Origin of the sequence: Anabaena catenula FACHB-362 (genome assembly GCF_014698735.1) — a bacterium.
In the GTDB taxonomy this organism is placed as follows: domain Bacteria; phylum Cyanobacteriota; class Cyanobacteriia; order Cyanobacteriales; family Nostocaceae; genus Anabaena; species Anabaena variabilis_A.
In genome coordinates this window covers 23,168-45,362 of the sequence record NZ_JACJTQ010000036.1, presented here as the reverse complement: position 1 = coordinate 45,362, position 22,195 = coordinate 23,168, and the positions used below count along the sequence as shown (strand labels likewise).

17 protein-coding genes, 1 tRNA gene and 1 pseudogene are annotated in these 22,195 nt (G+C 39.5%); 12 read left to right on the top strand and 7 right to left on the bottom strand.

Annotated features, from left to right (window positions below; all coding sequences use genetic code 11):
* Nucleotides 1–199: 199 nt before the first annotated feature.
* On the bottom strand, nt 200–4,066 hold the full coding sequence (locus H6G68_RS19965) for a PAS domain S-box protein (protein ID WP_190908201.1): 3,867 nt from the start codon (nt 4,064–4,066) through the stop codon (nt 200–202).
* Nucleotides 4,067–4,390: 324 nt separating this feature from the next.
* Nucleotides 4,391–5,974 (bottom strand): diguanylate cyclase domain-containing protein, encoded by a 1,584-nt coding sequence (locus tag H6G68_RS19960; protein ID WP_190908200.1) that lies wholly within the window; start codon nt 5,972–5,974, stop codon nt 4,391–4,393.
* Nucleotides 5,975–6,400: 426 nt separating this feature from the next.
* Between H6G68_RS19960 and H6G68_RS19955 the strand changes: the two genes are divergently transcribed.
* The 5 genes from H6G68_RS19955 (at nt 6,401) to H6G68_RS19935 (ending at nt 11,308) form a co-directional block, all read left to right on the top strand.
* Complete coding sequence (locus H6G68_RS19955; RefSeq protein WP_190908199.1) at nt 6,401–8,821, top strand: dynamin-like GTPase family protein; 2,421 nt, start codon at nt 6,401–6,403, stop codon at nt 8,819–8,821.
* 91 nt (nt 8,822–8,912) lie between these two features.
* On the top strand, nt 8,913–9,311 hold the full coding sequence (locus H6G68_RS19950) for a KGK domain-containing protein (protein ID WP_242045331.1): 399 nt from the start codon (nt 8,913–8,915) through the stop codon (nt 9,309–9,311).
* Nucleotides 9,312–9,502: 191 nt separating this feature from the next.
* Entirely contained in the window at nt 9,503–10,690 is a 1,188-nt protein-coding gene (locus tag H6G68_RS19945; RefSeq protein ID WP_190908198.1) for a DUF2252 domain-containing protein, read from the top strand.
* 192 nt (nt 10,691–10,882) lie between these two features.
* On the top strand, nt 10,883–11,020 hold the full coding sequence (locus H6G68_RS27685) for an HNH endonuclease (RefSeq protein ID WP_190908206.1): 138 nt from the start codon (nt 10,883–10,885) through the stop codon (nt 11,018–11,020).
* 45 nt (nt 11,021–11,065) lie between these two features.
* A complete protein-coding gene (locus tag H6G68_RS19935; protein ID WP_190908197.1) occupies nt 11,066–11,308 on the top strand; it encodes a hypothetical protein in 243 nt (80 codons plus the stop codon).
* Nucleotides 11,309–11,505: 197 nt separating this feature from the next.
* Here the strand turns inward: H6G68_RS19935 and H6G68_RS19930 are convergent, their stop codons facing one another.
* Nucleotides 11,506–14,205 carry a DUF3536 domain-containing protein gene (locus H6G68_RS19930; RefSeq protein WP_190908196.1) on the bottom strand — a complete coding sequence of 900 codons (2,700 nt, stop codon included), beginning with the start codon at nt 14,203–14,205 and terminating at the stop codon, nt 11,506–11,508.
* A 607-nt stretch (nt 14,206–14,812) separates the two neighbouring features.
* On the opposite strand from H6G68_RS19930, the gene cax reads away from it, so the two are divergent.
* Nucleotides 14,813–15,901: a calcium/proton exchanger gene (gene cax / locus H6G68_RS19925; protein WP_190908195.1), complete on the top strand. Its 1,089-nt coding sequence runs from the start codon at nt 14,813–14,815 to the stop codon at nt 15,899–15,901.
* Between the two features lie 985 nt (nt 15,902–16,886).
* A complete protein-coding gene (locus H6G68_RS19920; protein WP_190908194.1) occupies nt 16,887–17,444 on the top strand; it encodes a peptidoglycan-binding domain-containing protein in 558 nt (185 codons plus the stop codon).
* Nucleotides 17,445–17,609: 165 nt separating this feature from the next.
* Here the strand turns inward: H6G68_RS19920 and H6G68_RS19915 are convergent.
* Nucleotides 17,610–17,682: transfer RNA gene (locus tag H6G68_RS19915), tRNA-His, on the bottom strand.
* Nucleotides 17,683–17,795: 113 nt separating this feature from the next.
* Here H6G68_RS19915 and H6G68_RS19910 point away from each other — a divergent pair.
* Together H6G68_RS19910 and H6G68_RS19905 are read left to right on the top strand one after the other, a co-directional pair.
* Nucleotides 17,796–18,176: a DUF4359 domain-containing protein gene (locus H6G68_RS19910; protein WP_127055119.1), complete on the top strand. Its 381-nt coding sequence runs from the start codon at nt 17,796–17,798 to the stop codon at nt 18,174–18,176.
* A gap of 192 nt (nt 18,177–18,368) precedes the next feature.
* Nucleotides 18,369–18,533: pseudogene (locus H6G68_RS19905) on the top strand (4-Cys prefix domain-containing protein); the annotation flags it as partial.
* A gap of 94 nt (nt 18,534–18,627) precedes the next feature.
* On the opposite strand, the gene H6G68_RS19900 reads toward H6G68_RS19905, so the two are convergent.
* From H6G68_RS19900 to H6G68_RS19890, 3 genes are read right to left on the bottom strand one after another with little or no spacing between them, the layout of a single operon-like run.
* Nucleotides 18,628–19,059 (bottom strand): hypothetical protein, encoded by a 432-nt coding sequence (locus tag H6G68_RS19900; protein WP_190908193.1) that lies wholly within the window; start codon nt 19,057–19,059, stop codon nt 18,628–18,630.
* Nucleotides 19,049–19,477, bottom strand: coding sequence for a DUF6010 family protein (locus H6G68_RS19895; RefSeq protein ID WP_190908192.1), 429 nt, complete (start codon nt 19,475–19,477; stop codon nt 19,049–19,051). The genes H6G68_RS19900 and H6G68_RS19895 overlap by 11 nt, the downstream gene beginning before the upstream one ends.
* 4 nt (nt 19,478–19,481) lie before the next feature.
* Complete coding sequence (locus H6G68_RS19890) at nt 19,482–19,934, bottom strand: acyl-CoA thioesterase (protein WP_190908191.1); 453 nt, start codon at nt 19,932–19,934, stop codon at nt 19,482–19,484.
* Nucleotides 19,935–20,012: 78 nt separating this feature from the next.
* Between H6G68_RS19890 and H6G68_RS19885 the strand changes: the two genes are divergently transcribed.
* From H6G68_RS19885 to cobA, 3 genes are all read left to right on the top strand, one after another.
* Nucleotides 20,013–20,624, top strand: coding sequence for a TetR/AcrR family transcriptional regulator (locus H6G68_RS19885; RefSeq protein WP_190908190.1), 612 nt, complete (start codon nt 20,013–20,015; stop codon nt 20,622–20,624).
* Between the two features lie 89 nt (nt 20,625–20,713).
* Nucleotides 20,714–21,445, top strand: a complete 732-nt coding sequence (locus tag H6G68_RS19880; protein WP_190908189.1) for a sirohydrochlorin chelatase — start codon at nt 20,714–20,716, stop codon at nt 21,443–21,445.
* Nucleotides 21,438–22,190: a uroporphyrinogen-III C-methyltransferase gene (cobA, locus tag H6G68_RS19875; RefSeq protein ID WP_190908188.1), complete on the top strand. Its 753-nt coding sequence runs from the start codon at nt 21,438–21,440 to the stop codon at nt 22,188–22,190. Before H6G68_RS19880 ends, cobA begins: the two co-directional genes overlap by 8 nt.
* The last annotated feature ends 5 nt before the right edge of the window (nt 22,191–22,195 follow it).

Here is a 22,195-nt window from a genome sequence, read left to right as displayed (position 1 = left end):
ATTTTTGGCAATTTGGCAGATTTTCTGATTGTTGTATTGCTATTCTAGATCCGCGAATGTCTTTGTGCGATAATTCCGACTTGCAGAATCCCTCGGTCTATAACCGGGGGTATTTTTTATGATGTTGCTAAAATGTTTATTTTTAAGCTTAATACTCAGCATATTTTCTTATCAAGAATTTGCTACCATTACCACTAATTTACTTGTTTAAGCTGCTGGATAATGTCAAAATTTGCAAGATGACCTGGAACTGATAGTTGCGGACTAAACTTTTCAAGCCAGCAATTAAGCCAGTCTGTACTTCGGGAATTTGATCAATCAGATTTAGTACTTCCTCTTCATCACAACATAATGCAGCTTGGTGTAATTCGTTCAGCCAACTTGAGGGCATGACAGATAGACTTTCAGATATTACAATTTTAGATTGTTCGTCTTGAATATTACTCTTAATAGGTAATTGAGGATTTTCTTCAACATCTGAACTAGGAGAAATCCCTTCTGCTGTGGCTAATTGGACTGGAATATCAAAATAGAAAGTACTACCCTGATTGAGATGACTGGTAACGCGGAGATTGCCATTCATTAAGTTAACAAACTTGTGGCTAATGGAGAGTCCTAATCCAGTTCCTTCTATGGATGTTGCAGCTGTGTTGGAGATGCTATGCGATCGCGCAGATTGGACAAAAGCATCAAAAATTGTGGTCAGTTCCTCCGGGGCAATACCAATACCAGTATCTTCGACTTGAAAATGGAGGGTGAGTGGGTCAATTTGGGCATTATGGTGATTTTTGACTTCTGCACGTAGAGTGACACTACCTTGGTCTGTAAACTTAAGGGCGTTATTCAGCAGGTTAATCAGTACTTGGCGGAGTTTATTGGCATCGGTGGTGATGTACTGAGGTAAGTCTGAAGCTAGTTCTAGATTAAGTTGTAAGTTTTTAGCTGCGGCTTTCAAGCGGAACATTTCTTGCAGGGACTCTAACAGCGCTATCAGGTCAAAGCTGGTTTCATTCAATACCATGCGTCCGGCTTCAATTTTGGATAAATCTAAAATTTCGTTGATGAAGTTAAGTAGGTTATGGCCACTGCGATGAATGATTTGGAGATTTTCTTGTTGCTCTAAACTGAGAGAACTGTCACGTTTCATGACTTGAGTGAAGCCCAGGATGATGTTAAGTGGTGTTCGCAATTCATGGCTCATGTTTGCTAAGAAAATGCTTTTTGCCTGATTTGCGGCTACTGCTGCTTCTTTGGCTTGTCGAAGTTGTATTTCGGCTTGTTTGCGGTCTGTGATATCTATGGAATAGCCAACTACTTCTTTGGGGTTCCCTGCTTCATCTCTGATTAATCTTAATTCTGACTGTATCCAGCGATAATTACCATCTGCATCGAGGAAACGGTAATTATGAGCGTAAATATTCCTTTCCAGCAACTTTGGCAGATTGGCGAACACTTGTTCCTTGTCTTCTGGATGGATGTGATTTGCCCAAAAGTTTTCCTCCTCTAAGACTGCTTGGGCTGTATACCCCAGCAAATTCTGGACGTTTTCACTCATGAAGGTGAGACTGTAGTCATCTGGATTATAGCTATAGATCATGGCTGGACTGGAGGTGAGCAGATAGCTTAACCGTTGCTCACTTTTGCGGAGGGCTTTTTCAAAGAGTATGCGATCGCTAATATTGATGCTACTACCCACCAGGCGATAAATCTGCGACGATTGATTACGTATCGGTGTTAGACTCGTGAACCACCAGTAATATTGCCCCTGGAAAGGAAGATATTCTTCATAGGTGATGGTCTTACCTGCGTCAATACATTTTTGATAGTTTTGTCGTACCGCAGCCGCAAAATCTGGAGGAAGTATCTGTTCAGGAGTCTTACCGAAGATATCTGCTGTTTGAATTCCCGTTAACCTTTCATGGGCTGGGTTTAGCCCTACATAGCAAAACTCACCATCAGCCAAAACATCAATCACAAAAATGGATTGCTCAACACCATCGTAAATGATTCGTAAAAATGCTTCTTTTTCTTGTAAAGCTAGTTCAGCTTGTTTGCGATCGTTAATATCCCTACCAACTGCTTGAAATTCTACAAACTCTTCTTGCTCATCAAATATCATCAGGTTAATCCACTGAGTCCAGCGGATTTCTTTACCAATAATGACGCGATTTTCAATCACTACCGTGGGATTTTCCCGGCTCATTGAGTTGATAAGTTGGGCGACATATTCTCTGTCTTCCTCAAAAATGACAGGGTAAAAATTATGTGCCAACAACTCTTCTGGCGATCGCCCAAAGTATCGGCAAAATGCTTGGTTGACAAAGGTTGTAGTGCCATCTGGTTGATAGCGGATAATTAGTTCAGTTTGATCTTGAACAATGGCACGATAGCGATCTCTACTGGCGTGTAAAGCAGCTTGTGTTTTTTTCAGTTCAGTAATTTCTTTACTGATGGAGAGAACGCAGGGTTTACCATCCAGTTCGATGATATCGCAAGAAAGAAGAGATACTTTAATTTCTTGTGTTTTTGTCCGCCAATGAAATTCTTGGTTGCGGACAAATCCTGTTTGTTTGAGTTGTTGGGATATCGCTTCTACTTCTTGAGGATTTACCAAAAGATTAATTTCTATTGCTGTACGACCGATAAGTTCATCATAGGTATATCCAGCAAGTTGCAAAAAAGCATTGTTAACATCAATCCAGCGTCCATCCTCTAAGAGAGTAATGGAAATAGCATCAGGGCTGGTACGAAATATGGTGGCATATCTGCCTTCTAACTCTGACAGATTTACTTGAATTTGTTCAAAGTTGTCTCTTAACTGCTGCGCCATCTGGTTAAAAGATTGTGCCATATGAGCCAATTCTCGTATAGGCTGATTTTGGGGAATTCGCTGCTGCAAATCGCCTTGAGCCATTAAGGATGAAATCTGGCTAATATTCAGGATGGGACTGGCCAGCCAACGGGTAATCAGAGAAGTGAGTGCGATCGCTATGATTACCGCAAATATTACCAAATTTATCGTAGTTTTGTTTGTGTCATGAATGCGACCTACAAAATCAGATTTGGGTATAACTGTCACAATCAACCAATTCAAACCATAATCATTTTTATAAGGTTGAATCTGAGATAAATAAGGTTGTTCATTTTCGATAAATTGCCAATTTTGGAGTTTGTTTATCTGACTCCAATCGTCAACTTTTGATTTTATAAATTGGCTGGCAGATTTAATTAATGGATGTCGGCTTTGGTTAGCAATAATTCGCTCTATTTTACCATCACTAGTTTTAATAAAAGGTAATTCATCTGTTGAACTAGCAATTAAGGAACCATCCATTTCGGTCAGAAATACAATCCCCGAATGCCCTAATTTTAAATTATTGAGAAACGTATTGATGTTTTTTAATAATAAATTAACGCCAAAGACTCCCGTAAGTTTTTTAGTCACGGGGTCATAAATTGGCAAACTTGCATTAATTTTCAGATTCCTGCTATTAGCAGATGTATAAACAGGACTCCAATTTGCTTTTTTTCTCTGTTTGGCTAACTTATACCAATAGTTTTGTCTAATATCCCAATCAGGTGGATATTCTCCCACTTTTAATAATTTAACACGCTCACCTTTGGAGTTAACTTCATACCGTTGAAATTTCCTAATCCTCGGACTATCCGTTACAGTAATTTGGCGTTTTCCATCTGTGGAGACAGCAATTCTAAAGCTACCTTCTTCGTTAGCATAGACAATATTTTCAAGATTATCAAAACTGTAGATTTGCTCAATTAAATGACGTTCTACAGCCTCAATATTAGTAATATCAAGATCACCATCTTTAACTTCGTTAATATTGATCTGATTAATCAGATGTGGTAATGATAGATAATTGTCTAGATAAAGATAGATACGATTTCCAACTTCAACCATTAATTGCTGTGTTACTTCCTCTACAACCTGGTTACTTTTATGTAAACAAAAAAAGTTAGTCAGTCCTACTGTAATCACCAATAGCAAGATCAACGGTAGAGTTAGAACTGTGCGAAGGGGAAGTGCGGGAAAACGATTGTAAAGCATAGATATTCGCAGAATACAAGTAGTCGGACAAAATTAAATTCACTCGTTGAGAGAGGGAACAGGGAACAGGGAATTCTTAATTTTCTTCGCGTCCCCGCGTCTCCCCATCTCCGCGTCTCCGTGTCCCCGTGTCCCCGTGTCTTCTTCAAAAATAATTCCTTGATGGTAGAGAGAAAGCGGATTTATCCGTGGAATCAATCCACAATCTAAAATCTGTCTTGAAAAGTTTGTTACGGAGGGAAACCTTCCTGAGAACTTTTCGCAAAATCCAAAATCGATTGAGATCGAGTAATCAGGCGATGATGCAAAATACAAAAATATAAATTAAATGGCAGAAGATATACAGTAGGTATTACGTCCTTGGGCTTTTGCCTGATAAAGTGCCTCATCTGCGGCAGCAATAAGCTCTTTTGGTGGAGTTTGACCTTGAGGAATTATACTAGCAATGCCTATACTCAAAGTTAATTGATTACTGGAAGAAAATTGATGGGGTATGGCTAGTCTGGCTATTTCTGCTTGAATCTGTTTAGTAATATGAATTGCTCCGTCTACATCCGTATTGGGGAGTAGAATCACAAATTCTTCACCACCATAGCGAGCTACTAAATCCGCAGGACGATGGCAGGTACGTGCGATCGCTTCTGCCACTTTTCTCAGGCATTCATCACCAGCTAGATGCCCGTAGTAGTCGTTGTAGGATTTAAAATAATCAATATCCCCCAGAAGTAATGACAAGGGTGCTTTTTCCCTTCGCAGTCTTTGCCACTCATGAGAGAGTGATTGATCAAAACACCTGCGATTGGCAATCTGTGTTAAGCCGTCTAAATTTGCTAACCGCAGTAATTCTTTATTAGCTTGTTTTAGTGCCTCCTCTGCTTGCTTGCGCCCAATAAATGCACTCAACTCCATAGCCACTGCATTCACCAACTCTACAAGTTGGGGATTATGGGGTAAGAGCGATCGCTTGAAGAAGCACATAACTACAAGTGTTTCTCCTTCTAGGCTAATTGGCACTGCAAATACAGTCTTCAATCCGGCCTTATTCGCCGATTCAACCCTGATAAACATATCTTGCTGCACCTGTGAAACATCCTCAATCCATTGCGGTTGCTGGGTTGCACCGACTTGACCGATTAGTCTTACTCCATAGGAAAAAATGTATTCTAAACTTGCTAGGTGAAAGTCTTTTAACTGTTGATCAATAGGATCATAGGCAACTTGTCCTAGTTCTAATCCTGTACCATCTAAGTTGGTGATCCAAGCCTCTCCATAGTCCCAACCTATCACCTGACAAACTTCGCACAAAACAGCATCCAACGCATGATTTAAATTCAGGGCTTGATTTACTAAAGTCATGGTTTTTATTAATAGTTGCAGTTTTGCTTCAGTTTGCTTTCGCTCTTCTATTTCCTTGCTTAATGCCTGATTATGTTGATAAAGTTCCTGGCTTTGTCTGACAATGGTTAGTTGATGCTGAACTCTGATTAATACTTCTTCAGCTTGAAAAGGTTTAGTAATATAGTCAACACCACCAACCTCAAATCCTTTGACTTTATCAGTAACAGCATCTAGGGAACTTAAGAAAATGACAGGGATATGACGGGTTTCATGATTTTGTTTCAGCATTGAGCAAACCCTGTAGCCATCGATTGTAGGCATTTTGATGTCTAACAGAATTAGATCAGGTGCTTCAACTTTTACAGTATCCAAAGCTACTTCCCCACTGATAGCTTTTCTGACTTTGTACCCTTGCTGGCTCAAAATCGCAGATAGTGTACGCAGGTTGTCTGGATGATCATCAACCACCAGTAAATTAGCGTTATACACAGATGGTTTTGTTTCTATTAGCGAAATGGAGGTAACTTGTCCGCTACTGTAACCCTCTTTAGCTTGGATTTGGTAGGACATTTCTTACGAAAGTTTGGCAATTTTAAGTATATTTTTTCGTAGAATCTGATCAATTGTCCTTAGTGTATGGTAGAGGTTTGGTATCGAGTTGCTAAGATGGTGTTCTCCGTTACGATGCTTCATATATAGGTAAATGACGATAGTAACACAATCTAAGTTTTTACGCCATTTTATAAGTAAATAGGATGAAAACCCCGGAATGCCTTATTGAAATCCCAAAAAGATTTCAATAAGGTATGTCTTTTAAGCCGGGGATGAAAGCCGACTAATGGCTTTAGCCATCAGTATTCTTCTGGTGGAAAAGGCGTAGCCGTAAATATGTTTATTGTTTTTATGATCAATAAAAATATATACCTCAGTGAATTTACTATACAAAAATTTGCTTAAGTAATATTAAAATATTTATTCATAATTCTATTATTCAATATGTCAAACTTACCGCATCAGTGTAAAAATTTATCAGTACAAGTTGAATCTATCTTACAACTTCTACAGCAAGAACCAAGTTTGCGTTCTCAAGATATTACGCCGGTAAAGCTTTCTTTGGATAAAGCGATTTCTCCCAAGTTTGAAATTGTCTTTGCTGGTGCATTTAGTGCGGGAAAGTCGATGTTAATTAATGCACTATTAGAGAGAGAATTGTTGTACAGTGCAGAGGGACACGCTACAGGGACAGAATGTAAGATTGAGTATGCACCAGCAGATGCAGAAAGAGTAGTTTTAACTTTTTTGAGTGAAGTAGAAATTCGAGAACAAGCTATTTCTTTGTGTCAGCAGTTGGGGTTTAATACAGTTGCGAATATTAATCAATCTGATGTGATTGATTTACTCCGACAAGGTTGTGAAGTAATTATTCAGCAAGAGGGTGGGGAAAGTAAATCAGAACGCGCTAAACAAGCAAAAGCATTAATTTTGTTGTTAGAAGGATATATAACTAACCGCGATCGCATCAAGACAGTTAATAATGCTACATATTCAATGGAACAATTTAACTTTACTAATCTCAAAGAAGCTGCTGGATATGCACGCAGAGGTAGTAACAGCGCGGTTTTGAAGCGAATTGAATATTATTGCTATCATCCTCTTTTACAAGATGGAAATGTCATTATTGACACCCCAGGAATCGATGCACCAGTAGAAAAAGATGCACAATTAACTTACAGCAAAATTCAAGACGCGGATACGTCAGCGGTAGTGTGTGTACTCAAACCTGCTGCTGCGGGTGATCTGACGAAGGAAGAAACGGAACTTTTAGAAATGATGCGGGGAAATGCAGGAATACGCGATCGCGTTTTTTATATTTTCAACCGCATTGATGAAACTTGGTACAACACTCAACTTAGACAACGATTAGAAGATTTAATTAATGGACAATTTCGTGATAGCACAAGAGTTTATAAAACCAGTGGCTTATTAGGATTTTACGGAAGTCAAATTAAACAGACAAACAGATTAGATCGATTTGGGTTGGATTCGGTTTTTGCAGAAACTATTAAAGGTTTAGATGGGAGGGAAGAAATACCTCAATTTGTCTATGCTTTTAATAACTATTGCGTTAGTTCGGGAAAACTTTCTCCTAGTCAATTCCGAATTTCTCTTAATGGCTTTGAAACTCCCAATGAAAACTATGTCCGAATTTTAGATGAACAAGGAATACTGCTAATTAACCAACTAATTCACGATAGTGGTATTGAAGACTTTCGCACAGCGATCACTCGCTATTTAACTGAAGAAAAGCGTCCTCAATTATTTAAAAATCTTGCAGATGATTTAGAAGATATTTGTATTAATCTGAAAAAACATTATCAAAGTTCTCAGCGAGATTTAGATAGTCAACCGCGAGAAATAGAAACGATGAAGGCACAAGAATTACAACGCCTAAATCAGCAACTTCAGCAAGTTGGTAGAGACTTTAGTCAGCATATCACAGATGAAGTTAATAGATTAATTAATAATTCCTGTGAAGAGTTTGAATCTGATTTTCGCCAACTGCAAACCCGGATGATTCGTCGTTTGGATGAGTTGCTAGATACCTTCTCAGTTGCTAATGCTTATCGACGTGCAACTGTCAGTCATCCTCGTAACGCAACTGCACCTTTATTAGCTATTTTAGTAGAAGCATTTTATTACTTAGCTAATCAGTTGGAAGATATTTTAATTGAGTCTTGTGAACAATTAATTGCTAATCTATTCCAACGATTAATTGAGAAGCTTCAAAAGTCGGAACATTATCGCCAATTGTACCGTTTGTTAGGTAATGATGGTGGAATTGAACAAGAAGTAAAGGTGATAGAAAAACAAGTCGCTCAAGTTTTGATTAGTGCTGCTAGTATAGAGTGCGATAGATTTGTCAGAGAAAGTCCTAGATTTTACGATGAAGGTACTTTTTCTATCTATCAATTTCGTCAAACGTTACAGCAAACGTCCCAAGGTTATGATGCAGAAAGCGTTATAGAAGCTGAACCAGCAATTAGACAATTATTAAAGTTAGATTTTGAGCCTAAAGTTTCTCATACTATTCGCAAATCTTTCCGTCAAACTATTAACCAAACTCTCAAAACTCAGTTGTTACCAATGGCTGAAAAACAAGCAGATCATATTTTGCAGCAGTATCCCTATGCGCGGGCTTATTTGGAAGCTACTTTGGAACAGGAATCTGCGGAAAAAATTGCCAATAATCAGCGGTTATTGGGTGTTGTAGAACAAAAGATTGAGGATTATAATGCGGCTGTTTCTGGTATTAACAATTGTTTGCAAGCGATGCAGTTATATGAACATCTTTTGCCTATAATTGATGTGATATCTTTTAATAATGTGATTGTTTCTGAGGAAGTATTAGAAGTTTAATTTTAATATTTATCACAGGTAAATGTGAGGACTTATCTGTGATTCTATTATTTTTGTTTCGTGCCAAATCGCAAATAACGCAAAGGAAAAAATGGATATGGAAGATAAGTTCAAGTTAATAACTTGTCAGGATAATGATGTTGTTGAGTTTGAAGAATATATGTATAGAGTTACTCAACTTAGACAAGCATTATATAAACTATCTAATTCTGATTCTGATTTAGCACAGCAGTTGCATCAATCCTTAGAAGAACGGGGAGTTTATATTAATAAATCTTATCAAACTTTGTGTGATGAAGGTATAGATTGCGAAATTTTAAACCTAGGTTCTCAAAACTGGAAAAAAGGTAAATTGCGATTTCAACTTAGCGTTGAATTTTATGTTGAAGATGATCATACAGTTAACTCTAACAATGATACGTCAATAATGACAGAACCAGATTCGCCTCTTGATGATCTTCGTCGCATGATTAATGATAGTACCTCATAAATCAATTAGTTCTACCAAGCAGACTAAGTTTATATCACCGCAATTTATAATCGTCAGGTATGTTTATTAATTGTATTTAATATTCATTTATGGGGATATTTGCTGGATAAGCAAAAATAAAAATTCACACTCTTCTAATCTCAAATAGTGATATTTTAAATTTAAATACTAATCCAGCAACATCTAAATCAATGTTAAACAATATCACTGAAAGAATCTACAAATTCAACAATGGACGCAACCCTGAATTTTTGAAATTAAAATACCAGAATATGCGTTCTGATGTGTTCACATTTTATCGTGGAACTTGTCATTTATTTTATGAAGATTTTCCTCAAGATTCATTACTTAATGCAGCCCCAGCAGTATGGATTTGTGGTGATTTACATTTAGAAAACTTTGGTAGCTATAAAGGACATAACCGATTAGTCTATTTCGATATGAATGATTTTGATGAAGCTGTTCTTGCTCCTTGCACCTGGGATATAGTAAGATTTGTAGTTAGTATAATAGTTGGTTGTCACGCTTTGGGAGTAAATGCTACAGAAGCATTGCATTTAAGTAATCATTATCTAGATGCTTACAGCGAAACTCTCTCTAAAGGACAGATAAGAAGTGTAGAAAAAGAAACCGCTCAGGGTTTAGTTAAGGATTTATCGGAAAGCTTAAAATCCCGAAAACGTTCTGAATTTTTAGATCAGCGTACGAAAGTAAAAAAAGGTAAACGGCGCTTAATTATCGATAATCAACGTATTGCTGAAGCGACAGAAGAACAGCAAGAAAAGGTAAAAACATTAATTACATATTGGCATAAATTAACCAAGCAAGATCAAGATTTTTATCAAATATTAGATGTGCAAATCAGGATAGCTGGGACTGGTAGTTTGGGTTTAGAACGCTATATAATTTTGGTAGAGGGTGAAGGTTCTCCAGATCACAATTATTTGTTAGATTTTAAGGAAACAAAAACTAGTTCATTACAACCTTATTTAAAAATACCTCAGCCACAATGGGAAAGTCCAGCCGCACGAGTTGTAGCTATTCAAAACCGGGTACAGGGAACTCCACCTGCATTGTTGGAAGCGATTGGTGATGGTGATAAATCCTATGTTTTGCGGGAATTGCAACCAACACAAGATAAGGTGAATTTAAAGGGGTGGAATGGTAAATTCGGACGTTTAGAAAAGTTAATTCAAACAATGGCTGAGGTGACAGCTTGGGATCAATTACGTAGCGGTGGTAGACAAGGTTCTGCTATTGCGGATGATTTAATTGATTTTGCTAACTCTTCTAAATGGCGTGAATCTATTTTAGAATATGCACTTAACTATTCTGATCAAGTAGAAAAAGATTTTCGGGAATTTTGTCAAACATCATAAGTAACACTCCACGTATTTCTATCTCACTAAAGATAAGGGGTTATGTGTTTCCACAGGATAAATATGAATGTGAAATTTGCGGTAAAACTACTGGTATAGCAGGAGGCAGGAGGCAGAGGGCAGGAGGCAGGAGGGAAAGCCTTATTATATCTAAGTTTCAAGGATTAATAATGTCCTAATTATCCTGGCTACATCTGTAAATCTAACCTCTCGATTTACTATATTATCTCTTTAGACAGTGGTGGAAAAAATGATATTTGTAATCTACAAACCCTATGTTTAAGTTGTCAGCATCACAAAACTGACAGAATTGATCACCTATTTCAATAACATTTTCAACTTTAAGCTAGGATGGACTTTGAGTTAATCATTTCTATGCCTAAAAAACTCAAAACTAAGTCCCGTGAATTCCCTAAAGCTGTCACTTTAACTTTTTACATCTTCGCTGTTATGGCTGTTTTAGTGGCAGCGTTTCCTTGGTTGTACGAGATAAAAACTAAAGCGGGGATTGATATCTCACCTAAATATCACGCTGGAACATTTTTTGAGAAACATACTAACGGATTGTTTAGGTGTGAGTGGTTGTATCCCTATCATTGTGACCGTTCTAAAAGTTAAATCGCAGTAAAATGGTGGGCAATGCCCACCTGACAAAAGTTATTTTATTCTCCCAGCCCTGGCGACTAGAAGTCGCGCGCCACTTGCTTTAAGTCGGCAAAGCCGCCCAACGCAGTGGCTTGGCTACACACACAAAGTCCTCCTGCGCGGACTAAATGCCTAAACTTTGAAAGAATGAAATAGTCTACCCAATAAATCTAGGCTAATTTTTTCTCAATCATGCTGACATCAACGGCTAATTTTTGCCCTAATTTCAGTAGTTGACGACAGTGATCTGTTTCTGCTTGATTGTTAAAGTTGCTGAGACACATGGGAATTATTTGACTATGTAAACAGCTAAAGTAGAGTTCTTGGGATTTTTCTAAGGAAATGCCAAGATTTAGCTGATGCCCCACATCTATCAACTTTTCAAGACGTTGGATATCTGTCTCAAATGCGCCATTAGCATCGTGTAAGACTTGCCACAGCGATCGCACAATTAACTGTTCTATTATTTGCTTACCTTCAGGAGTATTCAGGTGACAACGCAGATGTTTAGCTTCAGTAGCAATTGCTTCTAATTCTCCAATATGATTCCAGCTTAATTGCGCTTCGCTAATGTCTTGTTCTAGCGATCGCAATGTCATCATACAGCGATAACCTAAAGCAATCTCCGCTGCAACTTGCAATTCTTGGGGAACTGCTAACTCATCTCGGTGAAATGCCATAATCACACCGTAATTTTCTCGGTATGCTTGGGTATATAGCTGGTCTAATCTTGTCAGTGTTTCCTGGCTTAATAGCCGCATAATTCTATGCCGTTCTTCGGCAAATAAATTTTGCAAACTAAAGGCTTCATCCCCAAATAGCTGCGTCATTACCAAGATAGCGTGTGCCGCACTCGCTTGTTTTAGTGATGCTAATAGCTTATCTTTCAATTGGCCGTAGTCACGCCTGCCCGTAAATTGTTGAATACAGCAATGAAAATCCCAGCCTCCCAAATGGAGAACAGCAAACACTAAATTTTCACTCTCCCAAGTAATTTCTGACACCAATTTCAAATGTCCTACCGCCATAGTCAACGATCCCATGCGTTGCATTTGGTAATCTAATTCATTAGCGGCATAACAATAAACACGCTTTTGGTGAGTATGAGGATGTTGATCTGGATCTTGTGGAAACGACGAATTTTTGTGATTGTTAAATAGGGAAGTAATTGCGTAATGGGCAGCAACTTGCTTAAAACCGATTTGGGCTGTTAGCACCAATTGACGATAAATTTCTCCACCATGCTTAAAGTGTTCCACATTGCTGGGGGCTAAACCCAAACGTTTGAGGAAGCCTTTTTCTAACTGCACACCTGCCACATCTCCGGCTAATTCTAAAGCACGGGCAGCATAACGGAGAATCTGTGTTCCTTCCGGGCGAGAAATTTCTTCAAAAAACCAACCGCAACTAGTAAACATCAGCAAAGCATGACGCTGCATTTCCAATAAACGCAAAGCATCTACTTGTTCTGCTGCTTGTAGTTTCCGGGTTTGATGACGAGAAAGAAAACGGCTAATATTGGCAGGAGAGCGATCGCGCAGCACTTCAATATATTCATCCCTAGCTAACCAGGGATCACGAAATAACTGCCCGCCATATTCTTCAAACACCTCAATTAACTGATCTCGTAGCCAATTTAAGGCATCTCGCAACGGCCGTCGCCATTTTTGATGCCATACACCACCTTCCCCACCACATCCACAATCATCCTGCCATCTATCGACACCGTGGGCGCAACTCCAGGCGGTGATTGACTTTAATTCCACTTCCCAAGTCGGAGGATTTAAACTCAGATAATGAGCAAAGTTTGTTACCGTCCAACCATGACGGGGAAACTCGCCAATAAAAGCATAGGCTAAAGTTTTCTCAGTTCCCTTTTTATGATGTCCAAAGGTTTCCCCATCTGTGGCTACAGAAATTAATTGGGATTGACGATGATCCCCGCGCACTGCTGCACCAACCCTACCTGCGAAGTGATGGGAATTATAAACCACATCACTAAAACCCATATCCCGTGAAATCGGTCCATCGTAGAAGAAAATATCAATGTACGGTAAGCCTTCTATAGGTTCTGAGGTAGTTGCTTTAGTTGTACTCAACGGAGAAGATGCAATGCTGAGGCTAGGCTTTAAATAACAACGATAGGGACGGGTGGGATCAATCTGACTACCACCGACTTCGCACCATTCATGCTGGGGATCATTTTCATTAGCCAGAGGACGACAACGCTGTGCTTGAGATGGTGCTAAGACAATAAAGCGAATTCCTTCGGCAACTAAAGCTTCTAAGGTGGCATAATCTACAGCCGTTTCCGCCAACCATATTCCTTCGGGATCACGACCAAATCTGGATTTGAAGTCTTCTTTACCCCAGCGAATTTGGGTATGTTTATCCCGTTCATTAGCCAAAGGCATGATGATGTGATTATATACTTGCGCGATCGCATTGCCGTGACCATGCAGACGTTGACTACTCTTAACATCAGCCTCCAAAATCCGCTGATAAACTTCCACATCGTAGCGTTCTAACCACGACATCAGCGTTGGACCAATATTAAAGCTCATGTACTCATAATTATTGACGATCCCCACCAACTCGTTTCTGTCATTTAGCACTCTGGCAAAGGCGTTGGGGCGATAGCATTCCCAATGAATGCGTTCATTCCAATCATGGAAAGGGGTAGCACTCGGTTGGCGTTCAATTGCATCTAAATAAGGGTTTTCTCGTGGTGGCTGGTAAAAATGACCATGAACAGTTACATACACACCCTGGGACTTTTTCAGGGGATCATTATCAGCAATCTGTTGGGAATCTTGGTGTAATGTCGATGTTGAGCCAGAGCTAACTGGCAGTTCAGCAGCAGAAGTCATGATATTTTTATCCAAAAAAAAATGGTAAATGTGGCGAAAATCTTATTATGTATGCTTTTTACGGTGGTTTTTTCACAAAATCCGGTATGAACAACAGCTATGAAATCAGGCTAGATAGTTATTTTTGCCAAAATAGTTGAAATTTTCGGATAAATCTGCATTATCGCGCAGCCATTTCCCGCAGACAAATAGTCATCAACTATGGAATAAAGTCTCATAGTAGGAATTTTATCACTGGCAACCTGAATCAGCCAATAAAATTAATGGTATTTTAACCTATTAAAACTCATTTTTGCGATAAAACCCAGGCTTGAATCCATACTTTTGCAACAAAAAATTGCAATAACTAATTAAATCGCAATCTTATTTTATATATCGGCGATGCTCTCATCCTCTGTGGTACAGCTAGAAAGAATTAACCGCAGATGCACCTGGATAAATTTGTACCTCACCTGACTAGCAAACTCTATCAGTTGATTATGATCAAAATAGTAAAATTTGGGAATAGCTTCACCGACAGTTGAGAGTATTCTAGAGTCTGGTTACAGATTGCTGTTTCAATTCCTCACAGGCATTTGTAACTGATACTCAAAATTCGAGATGCCAAATGTCAGCTAAAAACATCATTTTTCTCGGCTTGTTAGTTTTTATCCCTATTTCCTTAACTGCTCACTTTCTAGAATGGGGAGACTTGATAGTTTTTATCACCGCTGGACTAGCAATTCTTCCCCTAGCTGCTTGGATGGGTACAGCTACAGAAGAAATTGCCGTAGTCGTCGGTCCTTCGTTGGGGGGTTTGTTGAACGCCACCTTTGGCAACGCTACAGAACTGATTATTGCATTAGTTGCCCTGAATGCGGGGCTAATAGATGTAGTTAAAGCCAGTATCACGGGATCAATTATCAGTAACTTACTCCTAGTCATGGGTTTTTCCATGCTTTTGGGTGGACTGCGTTATAAAGAACAAACATTCCAATCAGTTGTAGCGCGGGTAAATGCTTCATCGATGAACTTGGCGGTAATTGCTATTCTATTACCAACGGCAATGAATTACACATCAGTGGGAATTAATGAAATAACAGTGCAAAATCTTTCCCTTGCCGTTGCTGTGGTGTTAATTCTGGTTTACGCCTTAACCCTGCTATTTTCTATGAAAACCCACGCCTATTTATATGATGTGGGTGTAGCAGAGACAGAAGAAGAACAAGCAGAACCAGAAGTTACCCATGAAAAACCAAATCTTTGGCTTTGGACTGCCATACTGCTAGTATGTACCCTGCTAGTAGCTTTAGAGTCAGAATTGCTAGTTGACACTTTAGAAGTAGCCACGTCTAAGTTAGGTTTGACAGCATTATTTACAGGGGTAATTTTGCTTCCCATCGTCGGTAACGCTGCTGAACACGCTACAGCCGTGACAGTGGCGATGAAAAATAAAATGGATCTTTCCGTATCTGTAGCTGTAGGCTCAAGTATGCAGATTGCCCTATTTGTCGCCCCTGTTTTAGTGATTGCTGGGCGTTTCATGGGTCAGCCGATGGATTTGGATTTCAATCCCTTTGAATTAGTGGCAGTGGTCGTATCGGTGTTAATTGCCAATAGCATTAGTTCCGATGGTAAGTCTAATTGGTTGGAAGGAACTTTACTTTTAGCCACTTATACGGTTTTGGGTTTCGCCTTCTATTTCCATCCAGTTTAGGTTAGTGGTCGAGCCGCTACGCCTGTACTCATTCATTAATTACCCAAAGCTGAAGTTAGAGGGCATAATCCTATTTCGGCTCTAGGTTTTTTGATTGAAACCAGATCTCAATTATCAAAAACTCTTGTGGTGCGGGCATCTTGCCCGCCATAATGCTCCCAGTTAAATGTTCAACATTTGTGCGTTTTACCTTAAGAGGATGTTTTAAAAGTATTGAATGAAACACCAAAAGCCTCAGAACCTAACCCCCCGTCCGTGCTGACAGGTGTAGGGGAGGGAAGCGGAACAACTTTTGTTAGCTGGAATGGGGGTTTTAAAGCCTCTCTCCTACAAGGAGAGAGGTTTGGAGAGAGGTTTTAAGTATATATTTTGACTTTACAAACATCCTCTAAGGTTGAGACAAATAGGCAGCCGAGGGCAGGAGGAAAAAATTAAACACCAATGATTTGGCTCGGGCTTTTCGGGAAATGGTATTACCAAGAAAGAAAAATGATGGCGATAGATGGAAAACTGCATTAGCTTTGCAGTCAGTCTTTTACCATCCCAAATCTAAACTAGTATTATTTAGGCTTGTATTTCCTAAATCAAATCGGATTCCTATAGTGCAACTTTGTTGGTCAAAAATAAATATAGGTTTAGAAAAATCTCCATGTTATTTTCCCTGACAAAATAAATGTCTGAATGATGACTCAATCAAGCACTATTTATCCATTTAAAATCTATTAAGGTAGAACACACAGGTATTTCCATGTAGCTAAGAAATTTGACTGCTATAAAACCTAATACATATCTCATTCACCAAATACCTGCTTGTCATTATCAACGGAGACTCCATATTTCATAAGGTTTATGATTTATATTTTTGTGATTTAAGCAACTTGTTACTGCGTAAATTATGGCTCTTTATCTAGAGTCATACTTTCACTCTCTTTGTTTGTCTACTCCTGGTTTATCCTTATAGGTGCAAGATATGAGATGAACTACAATGACTGAAATTGGCCTGCTGATGACAGGCGTGTTAAACACCACACAACCAACCTTACCTCCTTTGCCGCAGCAGCGACCATTTCATCTGGAAAATGGCGTTCACAAATCAGCAAATAGTCAGTTATCTCAGTTAGTTCCCACTCCTCAAATCACGCCACCTGAATTCATCGAGACAAATGAAAGGGAGAAACCTAAAATCTCAACACTCGCACTCAAACGGGAAAAGATACTAAAGCAAATTAGACAAAAGCACCTATCCCTAGATTCCTTAAAGGTAGCTGAGTTCCAGGATATTTCCACAATAGGTAAGGACAGTGTAAAGTTATCACGATACCAAGCCTATAATCGGCAAGCCATGCCGATTTTGTATTTTGGTAGTTCCGGTATGTCCGTGAGAATCTTACAACGGCTGTTAGTTTCCAACGGTTATGGTATCCGCATCGATGGGATTTTTGGACCCCTGACAGAGACAGCGATTAAAGCCTTTCAAAATCAACGCAATTTATTGGTAGATGGTGTAGTTGGTCAAAAAACTTGGTGGGAATTAACAATTTAATACTAGGACAGGTGTAGCACCTGTCCTGGTTAATTCGTAATAATGCCGACCGCAGGCTACGCCAACGTAATTAAGTTTTGCCACAGGAATTTAGACGCAGCCACAAAATTTACTTCTTGATCATCGCGGGGTCAATGAAACCTATGGAAATTGTTAAAATCAAAGGGCGAACGATGGGACTTGAACCCACGAATGGTGGTACCACAAACCACTGCCTTAACCACTTGGCTACGCTCGCCATTCACTATCTGAATATAGCACGAGTTTGGCAAAATGATCAATATTTTTCCAGAACTTTTTCAATTTACTTGTAGTCTTGACAATATAAGGATCACATCAGATTGAAACTATATGAAAGCCTGGACTATGATTGCATCTGTAGGAGCCGCAGGAATCGCCGTTTTGGGAGTGGCAATGGCGAATACAAATCCTGAACAGGCTGAATATGAAGAGTATGCAGTACAACGCTTGACGACGTACTTAAAAACAGATGTTTGCCAAAAAACACCGAATTTCTTGCAAAATCTCATCCAATTTAATTGCAATAAATTGGTTGATTCGGCTAATCCCCAAATCCGAGACATTATTGCTGCGACTACAGCCAGACAGAATTATGTGATTTTTAGTGTCTATCGAACTGAAATAAAAATTGATAATTTATTACCTAACTACAAATTTGAGAGTGTAGGTGCATTTGATAACTTTTATACTTACAAAGCTGAACAGCAATGAGTCAAACAAGTTCAGATTTTGGATTTTAGATGTGTTATCGGTTGAAATTGGGGGGTTTGTTTACGTGACGCTGCGCTGATAAACCTGTTTAAATTTAAAATCTCAAATTCAGTAAACTTCTGTTTTGGGCAACAAAGGTGGCAATAGTTGGGAATACTTGTATAAAGATCCCTAGAAAATCTCCACTTTGTAATGAGTTTCTGTACTGCTTGTCTGTACCCACAAAATCCAGATTCTGCTAAATTTTGTCTTAAATGTGGTAAGCCTTTATTGCTTAAAGAGCGTTATCGCCCGCTTTATCCTATTGGACAGGGTGGTTTTGGCAGAACTTTTTTGGCTGTGGATGAACACATTCCTCTCACTCTTGGGCTGGTGGAACTCAATTATGGCGACACATGAATGTTTTAACTACAAAGCTGTTAAGTAATTCGTAATTTTTAAGAGTATTTATTTAAGATTGGATATTGTCAGTTGGGCTAGGTTCTTGCCGCCACTGTTTGAAGATGAGTGCTGACCAGAAAATAAATCCTAATATTGCTAAACCAGTTAACCCATCAGTCCAAATAAACAGATGCATCTTGGCTGAGAATTGCGACATAGTTCCATAAAGATAATGTCCTGGGCTTGCTAAACCTGTAAATGAGTAAACCAACAGACAGGCATAAGAGAGCCAATACTTTCGATTTTCATACAACCAATAGCCAGTAATTCCTATGGCTGTGAGAATGAGCCATGATTGATAAATTGAAGGAGCCGTAATCCAGGCTGGTTGTGGATATTGCTTAATGAACAGATAATTATCAGTGAAGTGAATACCTGTAGAAATGATGCTGGCAATTAGCAGAATTTTCAATAATCTCTGACGTTTGAGTTCAAGATTCATAATCAGGTTTTCTTAAATTGAATAGATTTAACTGCACACCAGTAATGTAACTTGCTACAAGTAAATCGAAGCTGACACAAACAACCACATACCAAGCTGGAGTAAATACTGCACCTTGATTCACTAGATGTAGCCCGATGTCCCAGAGTGGATGAGCCATCCAACCTAACATCAGCCACCAGTTTGAATAACGCAGTCCTAATACGGCAAGTAGTCCATAAACTCCCACACCAGCAACTTCGATTACTATCCATAATTGGTTAGCACCGCCCCCAATCGCAAAGCCAATATAAATAAGTGCAGCAACAACAAGCCCAATTGCAAGGATTTGTGATTCTTGTTTTGGCTGAATTCGAGTGAGGGTAATAAATGAAATTGCACCTACTAAACCAAACAATATCCAAACAAGAATGATCATCTTTTTATGACGCACCAATCAGTAAATTAGCGCCTTGAACATCTACCTGGGAATGTACATAAGGTAAGAATAAAGAACGTTCCTCTGGACTTAACCGCCTGGGACGCATTGTTTGTCTATCCACAAACAATCCTTTTTGCCATCCTTCTGCTGCTAATATTTTCTGTTCGTTATAGAAACAAAACTGCATAATAGCAGAGGCATTTTTGAGTTCAGATATCCACATTTCTGCTTGTACACGTTCGCCCAAATAGAGTGGCGATTTGTAGGTGATGTTGGTTTGAACTAAAACCGGAGCAAACCCTTGCTGAAAGATTTTATGTGTTGGCATCTCAACGGCTTCCAGTAGTTTTGTCCGACCAATTTCCAGCCACTGAATATAAACAATGTTATTGACATGACCAATAAAATCAATGTGGAAAGAGTACACTTCTAACTCAAAGGTAATTTTTTGCATTTTTCAGCCCTTATAAGTCACCGCTCAGTGACATAGTATCATAGTCACCAGTTGGTGACAAGTAGATGAGAATGATTTATGGCGCGAGACAAAGAAGAGACAAAAGCGCGAATTCTGTCGGCAGTTGGTAAACTTTTGGCAGAATCAGGCTTTAAGCAACTGGGGGTGAATGCGATCGCACGTGAAGCAGGTGTTGATAAGGTTTTGATTTATCGCTATTTTGAAAATCTCCCGTCGTTGCTACGCACCTTTGGCAAGGAAGGCAACTACTGGATCACAGTTGCAGAATTAATTGCAGATGAAACAGTCTTTGATGATAAATCGCTGGCTAATTCGATGGTGTTGTTGCTGACGCGCTTCCTGAACGACTTGCAAGAACGACCCATCACCCAAGAAATTGTCCGCTGGGAATTACTCGAAGGTAATGAGTTAACCCAGGAGTTAGCAACAGTGCGAGATCAGGTAGCGACTGAGAGTTTAGAATTTCTTCAGCAAAAGTATTCCTTCCCCCCAGATCAAGATATCCCTGCTATCAGTGCGGTTTTGATTGCGGGAATTGTTTATCTAGTTCTCCGCACCAAAGTCAACGAAACATTTTTAGGAATTGATTTCAGTTCACCCAGCGGATGGCAACGGATTGAAAGAGCGATCGCATCTCTACTTGGGGCAATTGTGGAAAATGATAGCTAAATGTTGTGGCTCGCAACTTTTTTCATGGCTGCTCATTTAACCAGGTTAAAATTTACGTAATATTCAGTACTCAATTTGTACCTTTGCCTATGCCTTCTGCCTATCTTTTGGTATCTCACGGAAGTCGTGATCCACGACCAGATATTGCTATGCAGGAACTTGCCCAGCTTGTGAGTCAGAAGCTACCAAGTGGTGAAAATTTAGTAGGGACAGCGACATTAGAAGTAAATGAGCAACCTTTACACCAGCAGATTCAAGATTTTGCTGAAAGTGCTTTGACCTATGGGTATAACTGCCTGAAGATTGTACCGTTATTTCTTTTGCCGGGTGTTCATGTGATGACCGATATTCCCGCAGAAATAGCACTGGCAGAAAAGGCACTGGGTCAAGATATGATCATTGACCTAAAACCATATTTAGGCAGTCATCCCGATTTAGAGAAATTGCTGATGCCGGCAATGGCTAACATAAAAGTAGAGGCATCAATTCTGTTATCTCATGGTAGCCGTCGTTCTGGTTCCCAACAGCCTGTAGAAAATATGGCTGCGAGTTTGGGAGCAATAGCTGCTTATTGGTCTGTACTTCCGAATTTAGAATCAAGAGTGAAAGAGTTAGTCGCTCGTGGTTATAGACAAATTGCGATTCTGCCATACTTTTTATTTACTGGTGGCATAACTGATGCGATCGCTAAATCAGTAGAAGCGCTAAAATTGCAATTTCCAGGGGTGACATTTAAATTAGTGCCGCCTCTGGGAGCAAGTGCAGAACTAGCTGATTTAATTTGCGATTTATCAAAAGAAGAGGAAAAAGTTTTTGGGTAAGGTTTATTTAGTCGGTGCAGGCCCCGGTGATCCCGGACTCATGACTCTGAAAGGGAAAGGCTTGTTGCAATGTGCAGATGTCGTTATCTATGATGCTTTGGTAAGTCCGGCAATTCTGGAGATGATCAATCCCCAAGCAGAGCAAATTAACGCCGGTAAGCGGATGGGGAGACATTCACTGTTGCAGGAAGAAACCAGTCAACTGCTTATTGAAAAAGCTCTGGATCATGCAATTGTCGTGCGCTTGAAAGGTGGAGATCCCTTTATATTTGGGCGCGGTGGGGAGGAAATGGCAGAATTGGTAGCAGCAGGAATTGCCGTGGAAGTTGTGCCAGGGATCACAGCCGGAATTGCGGCCGCAGCTTATGCTGGTATTCCCTTGACTCATCGTCTGTATAGTTCATCAGTGACATTTGTAACGGGTCACGAGTCGGCGGGTAAATATCGACCGGCAGTTAACTGGCAAGCGATCGCTCAAGGTTCAGAAACAATTGTGATTTATATGGGTATCCACAATCTACCTTATATCGTGGAGCAATTAACATTGGCTGGATTAAGTGTAGAGACGGCGATTGGTTTGGTACGATGGGGTACTCGTCCAGAACAAGAAGAATTAATTGGTGAATTAGGGACAATTGTTGAGCAAGTAGAAGAGACTGGTTTTAGCGCCCCGGCGATCGCAGTAATTGGAGCGGTTGTGAAGATGCACAGCATTTTAGCTGGATGTCGTCCAGTGTCATCTTGACTGTG

Coding starts and splice junctions, on each gene's coding strand:
- H6G68_RS19965 (WP_190908201.1), bottom strand. CDS start 4,066: ATGCTTTACAATCGTTTTCCCGCACTTCCCCTTCGCACAGTTCTAACT.
- H6G68_RS19960 (WP_190908200.1), bottom strand. CDS start 5,974: ATGTCCTACCAAATCCAAGCTAAAGAGGGTTACAGTAGCGGACAAGTT.
- H6G68_RS19955 (WP_190908199.1), top strand. CDS start 6,401: ATGTCAAACTTACCGCATCAGTGTAAAAATTTATCAGTACAAGTTGAA.
- H6G68_RS19950 (WP_242045331.1), top strand. CDS start 8,913: ATGGATATGGAAGATAAGTTCAAGTTAATAACTTGTCAGGATAATGAT.
- H6G68_RS19945 (WP_190908198.1), top strand. CDS start 9,503: ATGTTAAACAATATCACTGAAAGAATCTACAAATTCAACAATGGACGC.
- H6G68_RS19935 (WP_190908197.1), top strand. CDS start 11,066: ATGCCTAAAAAACTCAAAACTAAGTCCCGTGAATTCCCTAAAGCTGTC.
- H6G68_RS19930 (WP_190908196.1), bottom strand. CDS start 14,205: ATGACTTCTGCTGCTGAACTGCCAGTTAGCTCTGGCTCAACATCGACA.
- cax (WP_190908195.1), top strand. CDS start 14,813: ATGTCAGCTAAAAACATCATTTTTCTCGGCTTGTTAGTTTTTATCCCT.
- H6G68_RS19920 (WP_190908194.1), top strand. CDS start 16,887: ATGACTGAAATTGGCCTGCTGATGACAGGCGTGTTAAACACCACACAA.
- H6G68_RS19910 (WP_127055119.1), top strand. CDS start 17,796: ATGAAAGCCTGGACTATGATTGCATCTGTAGGAGCCGCAGGAATCGCC.
- H6G68_RS19900 (WP_190908193.1), bottom strand. CDS start 19,059: ATGAATCTTGAACTCAAACGTCAGAGATTATTGAAAATTCTGCTAATT.
- H6G68_RS19895 (WP_190908192.1), bottom strand. CDS start 19,477: ATGATCATTCTTGTTTGGATATTGTTTGGTTTAGTAGGTGCAATTTCA.
- H6G68_RS19890 (WP_190908191.1), bottom strand. CDS start 19,934: ATGCAAAAAATTACCTTTGAGTTAGAAGTGTACTCTTTCCACATTGAT.
- H6G68_RS19885 (WP_190908190.1), top strand. CDS start 20,013: ATGGCGCGAGACAAAGAAGAGACAAAAGCGCGAATTCTGTCGGCAGTT.
- H6G68_RS19880 (WP_190908189.1), top strand. CDS start 20,714: ATGCCTTCTGCCTATCTTTTGGTATCTCACGGAAGTCGTGATCCACGA.